This is a genomic window from Paenibacillus sp. 32O-W, assembly GCF_007679495.1.
Taxonomy (GTDB): domain Bacteria; phylum Bacillota; class Bacilli; order Paenibacillales; family NBRC-103111; genus Paenibacillus_L; species Paenibacillus_L residui.
This window is the reverse complement of the sequence record NZ_VEGP01000028.1, coordinates 34,813-48,453: the sequence shown is the minus strand read 5'-3', so window position 1 is coordinate 48,453 and position 13,641 is coordinate 34,813. Positions and strand designations below refer to the sequence as shown.

The window sequence follows — 13,641 nt, the reverse complement described above, 5'->3', positions numbered from 1 at the left end:
AGCCCATTCCATCAAACTGAGCGAAGGGGATATTACCCAAATGCGGGGGAGACTCGTCTGCCTTCCCCGCTTCAGACCCTCATCTCCTACTATCTCCCTGAGTGCACCTTGTAGCCCATTCCATCAAACTGAGCGAAGGGGATATTACCCAAATGCGGGGGAGACTCGTCTGCCTTCCCCGCTTCAGACCTTCATCTCCTACTATCTCCCCGAGTGCTCCCAACGGCTCGCTCCACCAAACTGAGCGAAGGGGATATTACCCAAATAAGCGGTGTCCGGTATCTTCATCGTAATCGCGTCATACGAGCTTCCGTGATCGGCAGGGACGGCTGAAGGCCGGTCCGGGAAACAGATGCGCGGTTCATCGCTTCGAAGTTCGCAGGAACGGGGAACTTTCCCAAAATCTAAAAAGGGGCCAGTTCATCATAAAGATGCATCTTGATCTCCTCCAGCCTGTAAAGCCGCGGAGCCCGCTCCAGCTGGATATTAAGACCGAGAGCGACCGATTCGAAGGATTCCAGCACTTCCTCTCTCTGTACCAAAAGCTTGAAAGGCCTTCCTCCCAGACGCTGCATCAATGCTATCCACTGTTCGACGAATTCCAACGGCTCCCCGCCGGTCTCAGACCAATGAGTGTGCAATACCTCGCCGGAATAATGATCAACGATTAAACACATCTTCGGAAAGTACAGCTTGTCCCTGCCCTTCAAAGGCACCGGAGCATAGAAAACATCCATTTCCCATATCCCCATCCATTTCGGCAGGGTTCCCTGGATTCGGCGCAGACTCAATTCATCCAGCCAAACTGCAGGAACCCGAGAGCGAACCATCGGTTCCGGTACCGCCCACCGGTCCGTCCAGATCAAACCGCCGTTCCGCCTAAACGGAACCCGTACCAGGTAATATGGATGGTCCTCCCGCCGCAGCAGGCCCGGATTGGATTTAAACCGCAAAGCCGTTTCGATTACTTGCTTTATAGCTATAGTCATAAACCGGACCTGCGCCCCGCTCAATAGCCATGGAACATAACCCGGCTCAAAATAACGGAAATAGGGCCAACCATTCTTACTGCACTTCAGGCCTATTTTTTTATAAAGCTCCACATCGTGCTTTTCCAGCATTTCCCGATTTTCGAAAGAAACCATTATACAATGCTGGGCATGCAGCAATTCATCGGGGAGAAGATCCTCACTGCGTATCCTCCGGAGCCCTTCGAGGCCCTCGCTGCCCAGATGGATCGACAGAGCCGCCATATCGGCAATATCGTCCGAAGAGCCCATTATGCAGCAATACCCGATCTTTCCGTCTTCCGGATTCTGCACGCCGAACACCATTTCATCGGTTATCCAATTCCAGCAGCGAAGTTGTTTGAAATGCAAAGCCGCGGCAATGCATTCCTTCCATTCTTGAAGAGTCGGTTCGACAGAATTCATGTCCGTGTCCCCTTTTATATGCATCAGATCGTTCATGCATTTTCTACATTTGTATGCATTCGGCTGCCGAATAAACACGAGGCATTCAACTAAAATCGAAGGCTATCTACTGGAAATCGGCGTTTGCCCACCACGCGAAGATGAAAGCTGCCTAGTCCATGCGGCTGCTCTTCCGAACCTAGAAAAACATCTACTCCCCAGGCAACAATTAATCCGGAACTAATATTTTTTTAGGTATTTGGACCTATATTCAAATAATTTCTGCCATATATATTGGAAATGTTTTACAGTATTAACCGTTTGCATTTATCTTTTTCACTCCCCTTTTTTCATGAAAATTCCTTGCTTTTCAAAATTGCCGACTTTGACGAAGTTCCAAAAAAGTGTATAACGACGCGGAAAACCAACTTAAACTTATGACTTTAAAGGAATAAAACTACTGTTCTTTTATAGGGAACTTACCATTTTTCAGGGATATTTCGATTCTAAGGGACCATTTCTCCATATGTCGATTTATGGTATATTCGAATTTGGCTGCACGATTGCTAAAGGAGTGAGGAGAGAAGAAATGTCTATTAAAAGAAAAAAATTGGGGTTAATTGTTGCACTAATGCTTTCCATCGCGCTTATCGTAGCCGGCTGTGGGAAAAAACCATCGCCTAAAAGCGCTATTGAAACAGGCTTGACCAACACTATGAATATGAAGTCCGGTGCCTTCGAGATGGGAATGACTATGTCGATGGATTTTCCGGAAGAAGTGCTGAATGCTAACCCTGAGATGGCGATGGTCAGCGAAATGCTGAAAAACGCTGATATTAAAGCGAGCGGAGTGTTCAAGCAGGATCCTCAGCAGATCGAGATGACGCTGGAAATGAACCTGAAAGGCGACATGGAGATGAAATTCAGCATCCCGTTCGTCCTTACCCAGGATAAAATGTGGGTGAAAATCCCCAACATTCCGATGATGCCTCTTCCGCAGGAGCTTGTCGGTAAATTTGTCGAAATGGATATGAAAGAACTGAGCGAGCAAGCCGGAGAAGAATTCAATCCGGAGCTCTTGAACTTCAAGAAACAGCAGGAATTCAGTCAGGATGCGCTGAAGGCTCTTCTCGGCAGCTTCGATGAGCAGAATCATTTCCAACTGTTGAAAAAGGACGAAGCTCAGCTGCCTGAAGGCATTGAAGCTAAAAACGTCGTGAAATTCACGATTACTGATGAGAATCTGGAAGAAGCCGTCAAAACCATCGTTGAAAAAGCGGCACCGCAAATCATTGATTTGATCGCCAGCGAAAAATATGCCGGCATGTTCCAAATTAGCAAGGAAGAGCTGGATACCGCCAAGAAGGATCTCGAGTCTACCGATGCCGGCAAGCTGAAGGAAGCTATCGATGAAATGCGCAAGTCGTTAAAAATTAACGAGTTCAGCATTTTGACTGCCGTTAACAAACAAGACTTCGTAAACTACCAAGCCATTAACCTGGATGTCGATGTCAAGGACGAAGACATGAATTTCAAGCTCGGGTTAAAAGGTGACGTGAAATATACCAACATCAATGAAGAAGTAGAATTCAAGATCGGAGTTCCTACCGATGCAGTCAAGCTGGAAGAGTTCATCGAGAAAATGGATTCTCTCTATGGCGGCGCCGATGTCTATTACGACGAGGATGAGCTTACGGGAGAGCTGGGTATGGAAGGCTTGGAAGGTATTGACTGGGAAGCTTTGCAAGGCTTTGACTTCGAGAATATGACCGATGAAGAGTGGGAAGAGTTCCTGAGCGCTTTGGAAAGCCAGGGAATCGATCCCGATCAATTCGTGGAAATGATGGAAGCAGCCGCGGCACAATAATAATGAAGCCCGGATGCAATACAAGGATGAGCTGTCCTTCAGTAAACAACTACTGGAGGGCAGTTTTTTTGCTTTTCTTAACTTGTCCCGGCGTGCGTTGTGCGCTGCATGGCGGGTGGTCAGCCCCCAATATGCTAAAGATAATCCACTTAAAGGATTGATGGGACTGAATAGGGAGCAACGCCGAAACCAGCCCGGCTGGCCGAAAAAAGTCATCTGGCTGGATTTTATGCAGGTAAATTAAAACGAAAGGTAGAAAGCGATTAAAGTAAATGGAAAAACTACAGTTAGAATCGGTACTTTCTGCTGATAACGCCCTTTAATCGTAAAATAGCTGGAGGAAATCCAGTTAGTTTTCGCTTTTCACCTTAAACAGGCAAACTAGATGGAGGAAATCCAGTTAGACGAAGCATTCTGTTTGCACGGCACCAGCAGAAAATGAAAATAGACGGATTTTCAAGATAGTTGTCGCCCACGTCATCATGGGCATCATGGGCTGACAGCTAATTTTCAAAAAGGAAGGCTGCCCTCCGTCATAAGTGACCTGGGCAGCCTCTTTGTATCGCATTGTATCTAATTTATAAATAACATGAATGATTACGCGGTGCCGATCGTTGGAGTCTGTTTGGCAGCCGTATTTGCATCCGGATTTTTGACGTATAACTGATAGGCGTCGGTAGCCATCACCAATTCTTCGTTCGTCGGGACGACCATGACTTTGACAGGCGAATACGGACTGCTGATGAAGCCCTCGCTCTTGATCGTGCGGTTGGCCTCGCGATCGAGGATGATTCCGAACGATTCCAGTCCGTTGCATACCTTCTGCCGGACTTCCGGGCTGTTCTGGCCGATTCCGGCGGTAAAGATGATACCGTCGACTCCGTTCAATATAGCAAGGTAAAGTCCTATATAACTGTGCAAGCGGGTAGTGAACAGCTGCAGGGCCAGTTCACATCGTTTGATTCCTGCCTTGGCTCCGGCCATGACCTCCCGAAGATCCCCGGATACGCCGGACACGCCCAGCAATCCGCTTTGAGTATTCAGAATATCGATGGCTCCCGAAGAATCGGTCCCCTCTATTTCCTGAATGTATGGGATGATCGCAGGATCGATATTGCCGCTTCTCGTCCCCATCGTCAATCCGGCCAGTGGAGTCATTCCCATCGATGTGTCGATGGATTCGCCGTTGCGAATGGCCGTAATGCTGACCCCGCTTCCAATATGGCAGCTGATCAGGCGCAGCTTCTCCTTCGGTGTCTCCATCAGCTGCTCTGCGCGATGCATGACATAGCGGTGCGAGCTGCCGTGAAATCCATATTTCCGAATGCCGTACTGCTCGTAATATTTGTACGGGATGGAGTAAAGGTACGAGGACGGCGGCATCGTCTGGTGGAAGGCGGTATCGAACACGGCCACATGAACGGATTTGGGCAGATAACGCTGTGCCAGCTCAATGCCTTTCAGGTTGATCGGATTATGCAGCGGTGCGAACCGACCATATTGTCTGATCTTCTCCTTAACGTCCTCGTCAATGATAACAGAACTCTTGAAGGCCTCTCCTCCATGAACCACTCTGTGGGAGACGATGGAAATATCCAGATGGGAAAACTTCTGGATCACGTCGCGAATAACGTTCTCCTGTTCCTCCCGTTTAACTCCCTGTAAGTAGTCGGAATCCAGCAGCTTGTTCGTAGGCATCTCGTAGAGCTTATATTTAACGGAAGAGCTTCCACAGTTCAACACAAGCACAAGCTGCTTCTCCTTACGGCGGATCTCGTCATAAGTAACGGCTTCCTTCCGGTAAGGAACGATGACCTCCAGCTCCATGCCATTGCGCAGACCGGCGGCGTTGGCTTCATCGGTATCGATATGGAATTCCAGACGATAGTCCGGATGCACGCGGCACAGAACATTTTCCAAAATCAAGGAACGTGTGCCTCCCACCGATACCCAGACAAATTGCTTATCCTTAACCCCGAAATGCTCCGCATCTTCCGGCGAGAAGTGAATATGACGGAAGGCCAGGATGACTCCTTGATCCAGTACAACTTCCCCATGCGGCCCCTGAACTATAATGCCGGCGCTTCCTGCCAGATCCCCCGAATCGCGAATCGGCGGCTCCACACCGAGCAGATAACTGTCCGTGCGGGAAATTTCAACTTGTGTCTCTTTGCGCAGCGGTCCCAATACCCGCACGTTGTTAATCTTCCCCTTAGGGCCGATTAGAGTTACCGTCTCCTCCGCAGCGTATTGTCCGACCTGCTTAAGATCTCGCAATTTATTGAGCTGGTAACCCGCTCCGAACAACTCTTCCAGATGTTGTTGGCTTAAGTGAATATGACGGTTGGAGATTCCTACAGGCACTTTCATTCCCGCTCACATCCATTTCTTAATAGTAATAATAAACTAGCACTAAGGATGCTTATAAGGTTGCAGCTTATACCTTTATTAAAGCTGTTTTTCCATCCTGTGTACAGGGGCCGGACCACTTTGTGAAAAAAAGTTCAAACTTTTCTTCAAGCTTTGGTCACAATTGACATTTCAGCGACAACCTCGACTATACCCGATCCACTAAAGACAACACCTGTATTATCATAAGCTGCTATCTTCTTAATGGAAATTTCTTTAATCATTACTTCTTCACCCCGAAAACGTTAATTTAAAAAAGGCGTAACTAAAATAGATGTCCATTTTAGTTACGCCCAGATGCAAGTAATTAAATTAGTGGTGTCTATAATCCGTAAAAACTAAGCCCCAGCAACCTCAGCGTTCTTATTAATCGTATCTATTATACCGATAATTGCTCGTGCATCGTCCAGATTATTGCTGAACAGTTCCGTTATACTGCCAACCGAGCGGAACGGCTCCTCTTGGAGTACGGATTTTTCAATGATACCGTTCTTAACTACATAATCGATAATCAGTTTTACAAACCGAAGTTGATTGACATTCAACCGATTTTCCTGCAGGAACACCATGAATGCTTCATTCGCGGCCTCCTGATCAAGTCCTACAACCTTCCTTACAAGCTTCGTTACTGGTAAATCTTTATATTCCCGCTCGTAATCTTCTTTGGTTCCGAGCTCTGCCCATAGAATATGTTCAAGCGTCTCCAAATCTTGTTTCGTTATCTGTTTATTGTTGCGCAATTTATAAATAGCTATTTGATCCTTGTTCGTCTGTAAATATTGGTTTACTTTTTTGCGGTAATTTTGCAGGTCATTGGTGTTATAAAAGCCGCGGCTCTCCTCCACAGCAAGCCACTCATCTTTAAAATTCGTATAATAAATTTGCTGCGTTTCCCGTTCCAGAAACTTAATAAGATCCCGTAAAGCAACACGAACTTTCTCCATTTCGAAGATGTCCGCTTCTTCCCAGAATTCTGCCATCATGACCTTCTCTATTACATCTCGCTGAGCGACGATTTGAGGAATCGTACCCAACTTGGAGAGTTTTTCTGCCGTCTCTATGACTTTGCGAATCGGTTTCGCCGATTGTGTCCCCTGAAGCTTAGCCAATTCGATGATCAGCATCATATAGTCAAACCGCTTTGCTAATTCATCGCTGTCTAAAGAAACGACAAGAGGAGCTATATACTCCTTCAAATCTCCCATATCGGTATCACTTAAGGAGTGCCATGCATTGTCATTTTTATACTTATGGACATATTGGATATGCTGCCTGATGCGAAAATGCTCCTCATTTAACGTACTCACGCTATCTTTCAACAGTTTTACCAATTCGGCGCGATGTGCGATATACTCTGGTTCTTGATAACGCAGTTGCTGAAGTTCACGTACAATCTGGGTACGTACATTGAATAATTTCTCCGATAAAGTTTCGGCAATATCGGTATCCTTCCCTTTTGGATTTACCCGGAAAAACTCAAAGTTCCGACAAAAATCAAAGATCAAAAATTCCTTTTTGTCCTCACCAATACCATGAAGATCTTTACATAGCCGTGTTCCACGACCTACCATCTGCCAAAACTTCGACTTCGAACGAACCCTCTTGAAAAATACCAGATTGACAACCTCAGGGATGTCTACGCCTGTATCCAGCATATCTACAGAAACAGCAATTTGCGGAAGCTTGTTCCATATGGAAAAATCATCAATCAGGGATTGATAATAATTCGTTTTGATATCAATGACCCGTGCAAAATGACCCTTCAATTTCGGATACAGGCAATCAAATCGCTCCACGATTGCTACTGCGTGCCTATGGTTTTTGGCAAAAATGATGGTCTTACCCAGTTTGTCTCCGCCTTCAACCTTCAGACCCCGCTCCATCACAAACTGCAGCACCCGGTCTATCGTATCCCGGTTAAACAACCACTCATTAATCGCCGCACTGTCGATATCCCGCGGCTCCTCTTCTTCATCCTCAAGCAATACTTCTTCGTATTGCTCTTTTTCCTCTTCGGACAGATCATCGTAGCGGATGCCGTCATCCATAATCTTCGTCGTCGTTTCCACCGTGCGGTAATCCACTAAGTGTCCTTCCTTGACCGCTTGCTCCAGTTCGTAGGCAAAAGTCGGAACGCCATTTTCCAGACGGAACACGTCGTATGTGTTTTTGTCGACTTCATCTTTAGGAGTTGCTGTCAATCCTAAGAGGATGGCATCAAAATATTCGAATATGGCCTTATATTTCTTGTAGACGCTTCGATGCGATTCATCGATGATAATTAAGTCAAAATGACCAACCGTAAACAGCTTTTTGCCGTCCTTCCGCTTGGCCTCATCGATTGCGTTCATCATCGTCGGGTAAGTAGAGAAAACAATTCTCGCCGTCTCCGGGTTGTCCTTGCTGTCCAGCAGGTTGCACAGCGTCATATCGGGCAAATACTGGCTGAAGCTGTTTTTGGCTTGGCGAACAAGCGTGGTGCGATCCGCAAGGAACAGCACATTCTTCACCCAGTTATATCGGCTAAGCACATCAACAATGGCACTCGCGGTACGTGTTTTACCGCTGCCTGTCGCCATGACAAGCAAAGCGGTCCGCTGTCCCTTGTTTAATGCATCACAAACCGAAAGGACTGCTTCATGCTGATAAGGACGATTTACAATGGAGTTGTTGATTAGTACATCCTGCAGCGGCCTACAGATAGAGCGCCTGTTCAAGAGCAGCTGCAGCTCATCCTGACTGGCAAACCCGGATACTTGTCGACTGGCATAGTGAAGATCATCCCAGAAGTTCGTTACAAATCCATTCGTATAATAGATCAACGGACGCTGTCCATACCGCTGCTCCAAACAATCTGCGTAAAGCTTCGCTTGCTGCTTGCCCACATTGGGATCTGAACTTGTCCTTTTCGCTTCCACAACGGCAAGCGGCTTCCCGTTCTCGCCGAATAAAACGTAATCGACATAACCGCTCCCCTGGCCGTTTGGCATACCTTGTACTTCAAACTCTTCTTCTACATTTTTATTGAATATCCAGCCAGCCAACTTCAGCTCCAGATCAATATAACGTTTTCGGGTCTCGTATTCACTAATTTGATCCGGCACAAAGTCATACTCCTGTGTATTCTGTGCCTTGCGTTCGGCCAGCAGCTTCCGAAGCTCTTCGTTTTCTTTGATCAGATCTTCCAGCTTCCGGTCCTTCGAACCCAAGCGGTCGTATAAATCCTGCAGCTCCTGAGGTCTCACTTTCTCTTGATGCTTGTTCTCTTCCAATAGAAGTTGTTCATCAAAGCTTCTTGCGGTATAATCGACCGAATAGCAATAGTCGATCCAACTGATGAAGTTATGTAGGTTACGAAGTGACAGGATTGCTTCGCCGCGGCTGATCGTCGCATTCGAATGCACAGCGATATTGCCTAGCTTCGTAATATATTTTAGCTGAGGCAGCATGGATTGATCGATAACGCGGAGAAACGTTACATCGTGAATCAAGCTCGACAAATTATCTTGATAGGGAACCTTCAAGTCGCTATCATAGGTAAACAGCCATTTGACAGCAAGCTCTAATGCCCGCCGGCTGAGAATCGCGCAGGTCGCAGGGCTGACGACCAACGCCTTTTCTGCCTCAATACATGCGCCAGCAAAGCTGGCATAAGTTTTATTTGCACTGAGAAATTCAAAATTCGTTAGCTGCACGTCACCCATTTAGACCGTTACACCATCCTTCACTGTCAATTCGCCCTTGAAGGCTTTTTGAAGAAGTGCTTGGAAGTTGGATTCTAGTTGTTGGAGTTGGAATTTCATTTGTTGTTTTTCCATTTCAATAGTTTTTACTAATTGCTCAAATTGGTTTTGCAATTCGATCGGAGGGAGAAAAACTACAAAACTCTTAAGTTGAGTCATATTAATAGTGGCAATTCCTGTTGTCTGTTTCGCCATTTTCAGAAAATAATTCTTGCCGTAGTCGCTGCTTGCACATGCACTGAGAAAATATGGATTCAGTATTTCTTCATTGACCCTAACTCGAAAAATATGGTTTTGGTGTATACAATCCTTTATTGGAGCGGTCCATACTGCACCTCGTCCAAGTTTATCAGGATCACCACCCTCAGTTAAAAGGACGTCTCTAGGCTGTAATCTGTACCTGATTGAATCATTGTATGAGACCTCTATTTCTTTAATCTCTGATATATCTACATATCCATCTTGGACATTCGCTACCCTCATGTAAGGGACAGAAACTAATGCAGCATCATTATACTTTTTCCCTTTAGTCACACCAGAAGAGACTTCTGCGATCTCCGAAAGACACTTTGTATCCCAACACTTAGTATTCAATCTTAGATCACCAAACATATCGAAAAAAACAGCTTGAACCAATTCATCAAGCTTGGCTATTGCTTGTTTGCGTTTATCGATTAATGCTTGGGCTTTGTCAAGTATTTCAACGATTACGATTTGTTCGTTATAACTTGGAAAAAAAACCAAAATATTGTTAAGTTTCTCTTTGTTAAGAGTCATGCCTTTAACAGCACGATCCGTTCCAATTGTTAAATCAAGCACTTTCAAAGCGTAGTACAAAAATTTATCGTACAAAATTGATTTATCTTTGATAATCAGACCTGCTATTGCTTCATTTGTGCACATATCATCTTTGAGAAATGATAACTTCCCAATACTTAACTTAAAACTCATTATCAAAGTTCCCTTTGGGAGTAATGTGCAGTTACATTCAGATTTTGCCCTTTCAGTAATTTGTTCTTTTGTTTGATAAATATATTTACTTTCCATATCACTTATTGAAACCCATTTATGACCTTCTCCCCAATACTCCTGATTATTCCTTGAGGGGGTTCGGCCAATTACAATATTACATAAATTCCCAAGCTTCATATACATTATTTTAACAACGCCTCCAGTTCCGCAAGCCCTTCAACAATTTCATCCTCGAGTTGCTTAATAGAAGCGAGTATGACCTTCGGGTCCTCGTACTGAACCTCCTCATATTCCGTTTCCTTGTACCGATTGATGCTTAGATCATAGTTATTGTTACGAATCTCATCAACCGGAACCAGGAAAGACTTCTCGGTGCGTTTACGCTCTTTCTCTGCTTCCCATTTGCCAAACCGTTCCACAATATCGGGGATATCATTTGCTTCGATCGGATTCCGCTTGTCATCAAGCGAGTAACCATCCGCCTTCATGTCATAGAACCAAACGTGATCTGTCCCACCTGCACCTGTTTTGGTGAAGATCATAATTGCTGTCGAAACCCCGGCATATGGCTTGAAAACCCCGCTTGGCATTGAAATAATCGCTTCGAGTTTGTGATTCTCAACGATTTCCTTACGAATGGCTTTATGGGCTGTGCTGTTACCGAACAAGACACCGTCCGGCACGATGGAAGCGCAGCGTCCCCCTACTTTGAGCATACGCAGGAACAGAGCGAGGAACAGCAGCTCCGTTTTCTTCGTGCGAGTCACACGCAACAGATCCGCTGCTACCGAATCCGCATCAAGCGAGCCTTTAAACGGCGGATTGGCTAAGATTAACGTATATCTGTCCTTGTCGGTATTGTTTTCATTCAAGGAATCGCGGTATTCGATATTCGGATTATCCACCCCATGAAGCAGCATATTCATCGCACCGATACGCAACATCGTACGGTCCATATCGAAACCGTAGAACATATGATTGTTGAAATGCTCTTTCAATCCTTGAACAAGAAAAAGATCGGCATGATGGCGACGCAAATATTCACCTGCGGCAACGAGAAATCCTGCCGAACCTGCAGCCGGGTCGCAAATGATATCTTCGGGCGTCGGCTTCATCAATTCGACCATCATTTGGATAATATGTCTCGGCGTACGGAACTGTCCGTTCGTTCCAGCCGTAGCCACCTTGGACAGCAGATACTCATATAAATCCCCGCTGGTGTCCCTATCCTTCATATCAATCGAATCGATACCCTCGACAATCCGCACAAGCATATTCGGAGTCGGGATCATAAATATGGCATCGCCCATGTATTTGGCATAGGCTGAATCCTTATCTCCATGAAGCGTCTTGATGAAAGGAAACACTTCGTTCGAGACAACATCATACATCCGCTGAGGATCGAACGATTTAAATTGACTCCAGCGTAAGTACTGCTTGTCACTTGGAAACAGTCCGGTAAAAGGCAACGACAGCAGCACGGATTCGTTCTCCTTGCGCGTTTCCGCTTCGTCCAGACCTTTAATGAACAACAAATATGTAAACTGTTCGATTACGCTTAATGGATTGGTAATACCTCCGGTCCAGAATGTCTCCCAAATCCGGTCTACTTTTTGCCTTAATTCACCTGTAATCATAACGATCTCCTCTGCATGTTGATTCTTGTTTAATTATACTACGGACTGTCCTAATATGACATGTTTCTGCAAACTAACAAAATACAATCCCGCTTCCTTTGTTTTATACCCGAATTTTTCAGACCAAGCCTTGGCATTGAACCGTGTGGACTTCCACGTTCATAACCGGCCCAAATGCTCGGCATATTCGCATAAGCCAGGATTGCCCTTCCATATAGGAGGGGGCGATGACAATCTTGCGGCGAAACGGCTCTTTACGGATCGCATCATACAAACGTCCTAGAAACGTGCCTGCTATTCTCACAAGGGACACCTTCCTTTCGTCTATCGTTCAACAACAGCACTTGACTGTCCATACAACTGTCCCCAACGCTGTAGCTGTTCCTTAAACTTTTCCCGGACAAATGCAGGCTCTAAAATCTCCGCCGAAGGTCCGTACTGAACCACCCAATTCATAAACTCTCGCTCGTGGTTGACGGTGACTTCAAATAATAAACTGCCATCTGGAAGCTCTGTCATCTTCGGTCTCACAAACAATTCTTCTTCCTTAACATAACGCGACACATCGGGATGGAATTTGATCTTAAAGGTAATTAAAGAATCTCCGCGTTCAATGGACCAGGTGTGCTTCATATACTGAGTGATGCTAAAATCACCCTTATCGAAATGATTTCCTGTCAGTTCTACATGGCGGAAACGGCTAATCCGAAACGTACGAATCTCCTGCTTGGCACGACAATAGCCGATCAAGTAAAACCGTTGATCCCGCGGGACCAGATAGTACGGATCAATTTCGCGCTCCGTTAATTCATTCCTGGACTGCGTATGATATACAGCACGGATCGTCTTCTTGGCTATGATCGCTTCCATGATAGGCAGCAAGAAGTTGGCACTGCTTTCCCGGTAAGCTGGAGTACCCATTTGGATCATATCCGCGACATTTTCCAATGTATCGTACCGCTTCCGGGATTCTTTCACATGAGTTGCCATCACTTTGTCGTAAGCGGAATCAAAGCCTGGAGGCAATTTTCCGGTGTCCAACACGGAAGGAAGGACAGAAAACACCAACGCTTCCTGCTCCGTAAAATTAAGCGGGTACATGGCGAAATTCCCGACAAAGCGGTATCCTTTCCCGTAACCTTCGTTCGTAATAGGTGCGATCAGGTCCAGGATCCTCAAGTCCCTGTAAATCGTACGATCCGTTGTCTCACACTTATCCGCCAGCTCCTTGGCCGAAATCCCCGGATTGGCTTGAATGGCAAGCAGTATTTTAAAGAGTCGTAGCACTTTATCCGTCATGTTATATCTCCTATGGACTAATATGTAATGTAAATCCTTATCATAAATGGAAATTCGACACGCTTCCTAGTTCTTCCTGCCTATTGGCATGGGAAAAATGAATCATCCACTGTTTTTGCAACAGTCGAATAAGTGAATGCAAATCAATTGGAGCTTCTTTTCCCTCTAACATCAGCAGTCGAACAAACTGCATATGACCATTGCGTAATAGAGCTGGAGGCTCGCCTAGTTCTTTCCCCCACTCTTCCAAACCGGCGATTAAATTTAATAGACAATCTCTTACGGCTTGATCTGTTTCCATA

General features: G+C 45.6%; 10 protein-coding genes. 2 read left to right on the top strand and 8 right to left on the bottom strand.

The window, feature by feature from the left end; translation table 11 throughout:
- Positions 1-404 precede the first annotated feature (404 nt).
- Positions 405-1,433 (bottom strand): DUF7309 domain-containing protein, encoded by a 1,029-nt coding sequence (locus tag FS806_RS12965; RefSeq protein ID WP_144936940.1) that lies wholly within the window; start codon positions 1,431-1,433, stop codon positions 405-407.
- Between the two features lie 568 nt (positions 1,434-2,001).
- Here FS806_RS12965 and FS806_RS12960 point away from each other — a divergent pair.
- Both FS806_RS12960 and FS806_RS12955 read left to right on the top strand, forming a co-directional pair.
- Entirely contained in the window at positions 2,002-3,279 is a 1,278-nt protein-coding gene (locus tag FS806_RS12960) for a hypothetical protein (RefSeq protein ID WP_144936938.1), read from the top strand.
- Positions 3,280-3,292: 13 nt separating this feature from the next.
- On the top strand, positions 3,293-3,523 hold the full coding sequence (locus FS806_RS12955; RefSeq protein ID WP_144936935.1) for a hypothetical protein: 231 nt from the start codon (positions 3,293-3,295) through the stop codon (positions 3,521-3,523).
- A gap of 353 nt (positions 3,524-3,876) precedes the next feature.
- On the opposite strand, the gene FS806_RS27000 is transcribed toward FS806_RS12955, so the two are convergent.
- The 7 genes from FS806_RS27000 to FS806_RS12920 form a co-directional block, all read right to left on the bottom strand.
- Positions 3,877-5,649 (bottom strand): acetate/propionate family kinase, encoded by a 1,773-nt coding sequence (locus FS806_RS27000; protein ID WP_144936932.1) that lies wholly within the window; start codon positions 5,647-5,649, stop codon positions 3,877-3,879.
- A gap of 377 nt (positions 5,650-6,026) precedes the next feature.
- Positions 6,027-9,392: a DEAD/DEAH box helicase family protein gene (locus tag FS806_RS12945; RefSeq protein ID WP_144936929.1), complete on the bottom strand. Its 3,366-nt coding sequence runs from the start codon at positions 9,390-9,392 to the stop codon at positions 6,027-6,029.
- Positions 9,393-10,586: a restriction endonuclease subunit S gene (locus tag FS806_RS12940; RefSeq protein WP_144936926.1), complete on the bottom strand. Its 1,194-nt coding sequence runs from the start codon at positions 10,584-10,586 to the stop codon at positions 9,393-9,395.
- Positions 10,586-12,040 carry a type I restriction-modification system subunit M gene (locus FS806_RS12935; RefSeq protein WP_144936923.1) on the bottom strand — a complete coding sequence of 485 codons (1,455 nt, stop codon included), beginning with the start codon at positions 12,038-12,040 and terminating at the stop codon, positions 10,586-10,588. Before FS806_RS12935 ends, FS806_RS12940 begins: the two co-directional genes overlap by 1 nt.
- 118 nt (positions 12,041-12,158) lie before the next feature.
- A complete protein-coding gene (locus FS806_RS12930; RefSeq protein WP_144936920.1) occupies positions 12,159-12,344 on the bottom strand; it encodes a hypothetical protein in 186 nt (61 codons plus the stop codon).
- A gap of 20 nt (positions 12,345-12,364) precedes the next feature.
- The gene (locus tag FS806_RS12925; RefSeq protein WP_144936917.1) at positions 12,365-13,339 is read right to left on the bottom strand and encodes a helix-turn-helix transcriptional regulator; all 975 of its coding nucleotides are present in this window, start codon (positions 13,337-13,339) and stop codon (positions 12,365-12,367) included.
- A gap of 40 nt (positions 13,340-13,379) precedes the next feature.
- Positions 13,380-13,640: a hypothetical protein gene (locus FS806_RS12920; protein WP_144936914.1), complete on the bottom strand. Its 261-nt coding sequence runs from the start codon at positions 13,638-13,640 to the stop codon at positions 13,380-13,382.
- Between the last annotated feature and the right edge of the window lies 1 nt (position 13,641).

Bases quoted from the DNA above. Each gene is read 5' to 3' on its own strand.
- FS806_RS12940 (WP_144936926.1), bottom strand. From the start codon at position 10,586: ATGTATATGAAGCTTGGGAATTTATGTAATATTGTAATTGGCCGAACC.
- FS806_RS12965 (WP_144936940.1), bottom strand. From the start codon at position 1,433: ATGAATTCTGTCGAACCGACTCTTCAAGAATGGAAGGAATGCATTGCC.
- FS806_RS12925 (WP_144936917.1), bottom strand. From the start codon at position 13,339: ATGACGGATAAAGTGCTACGACTCTTTAAAATACTGCTTGCCATTCAA.
- FS806_RS12920 (WP_144936914.1), bottom strand. From the start codon at position 13,640: ATGGAAACAGATCAAGCCGTAAGAGATTGTCTATTAAATTTAATCGCC.
- FS806_RS12935 (WP_144936923.1), bottom strand. From the start codon at position 12,040: ATGATTACAGGTGAATTAAGGCAAAAAGTAGACCGGATTTGGGAGACA.
- FS806_RS27000 (WP_144936932.1), bottom strand. From the start codon at position 5,649: ATGAAAGTGCCTGTAGGAATCTCCAACCGTCATATTCACTTAAGCCAA.
- FS806_RS12960 (WP_144936938.1), top strand. From the start codon at position 2,002: ATGTCTATTAAAAGAAAAAAATTGGGGTTAATTGTTGCACTAATGCTT.
- FS806_RS12955 (WP_144936935.1), top strand. From the start codon at position 3,293: ATGCAATACAAGGATGAGCTGTCCTTCAGTAAACAACTACTGGAGGGC.
- FS806_RS12945 (WP_144936929.1), bottom strand. From the start codon at position 9,392: ATGGGTGACGTGCAGCTAACGAATTTTGAATTTCTCAGTGCAAATAAA.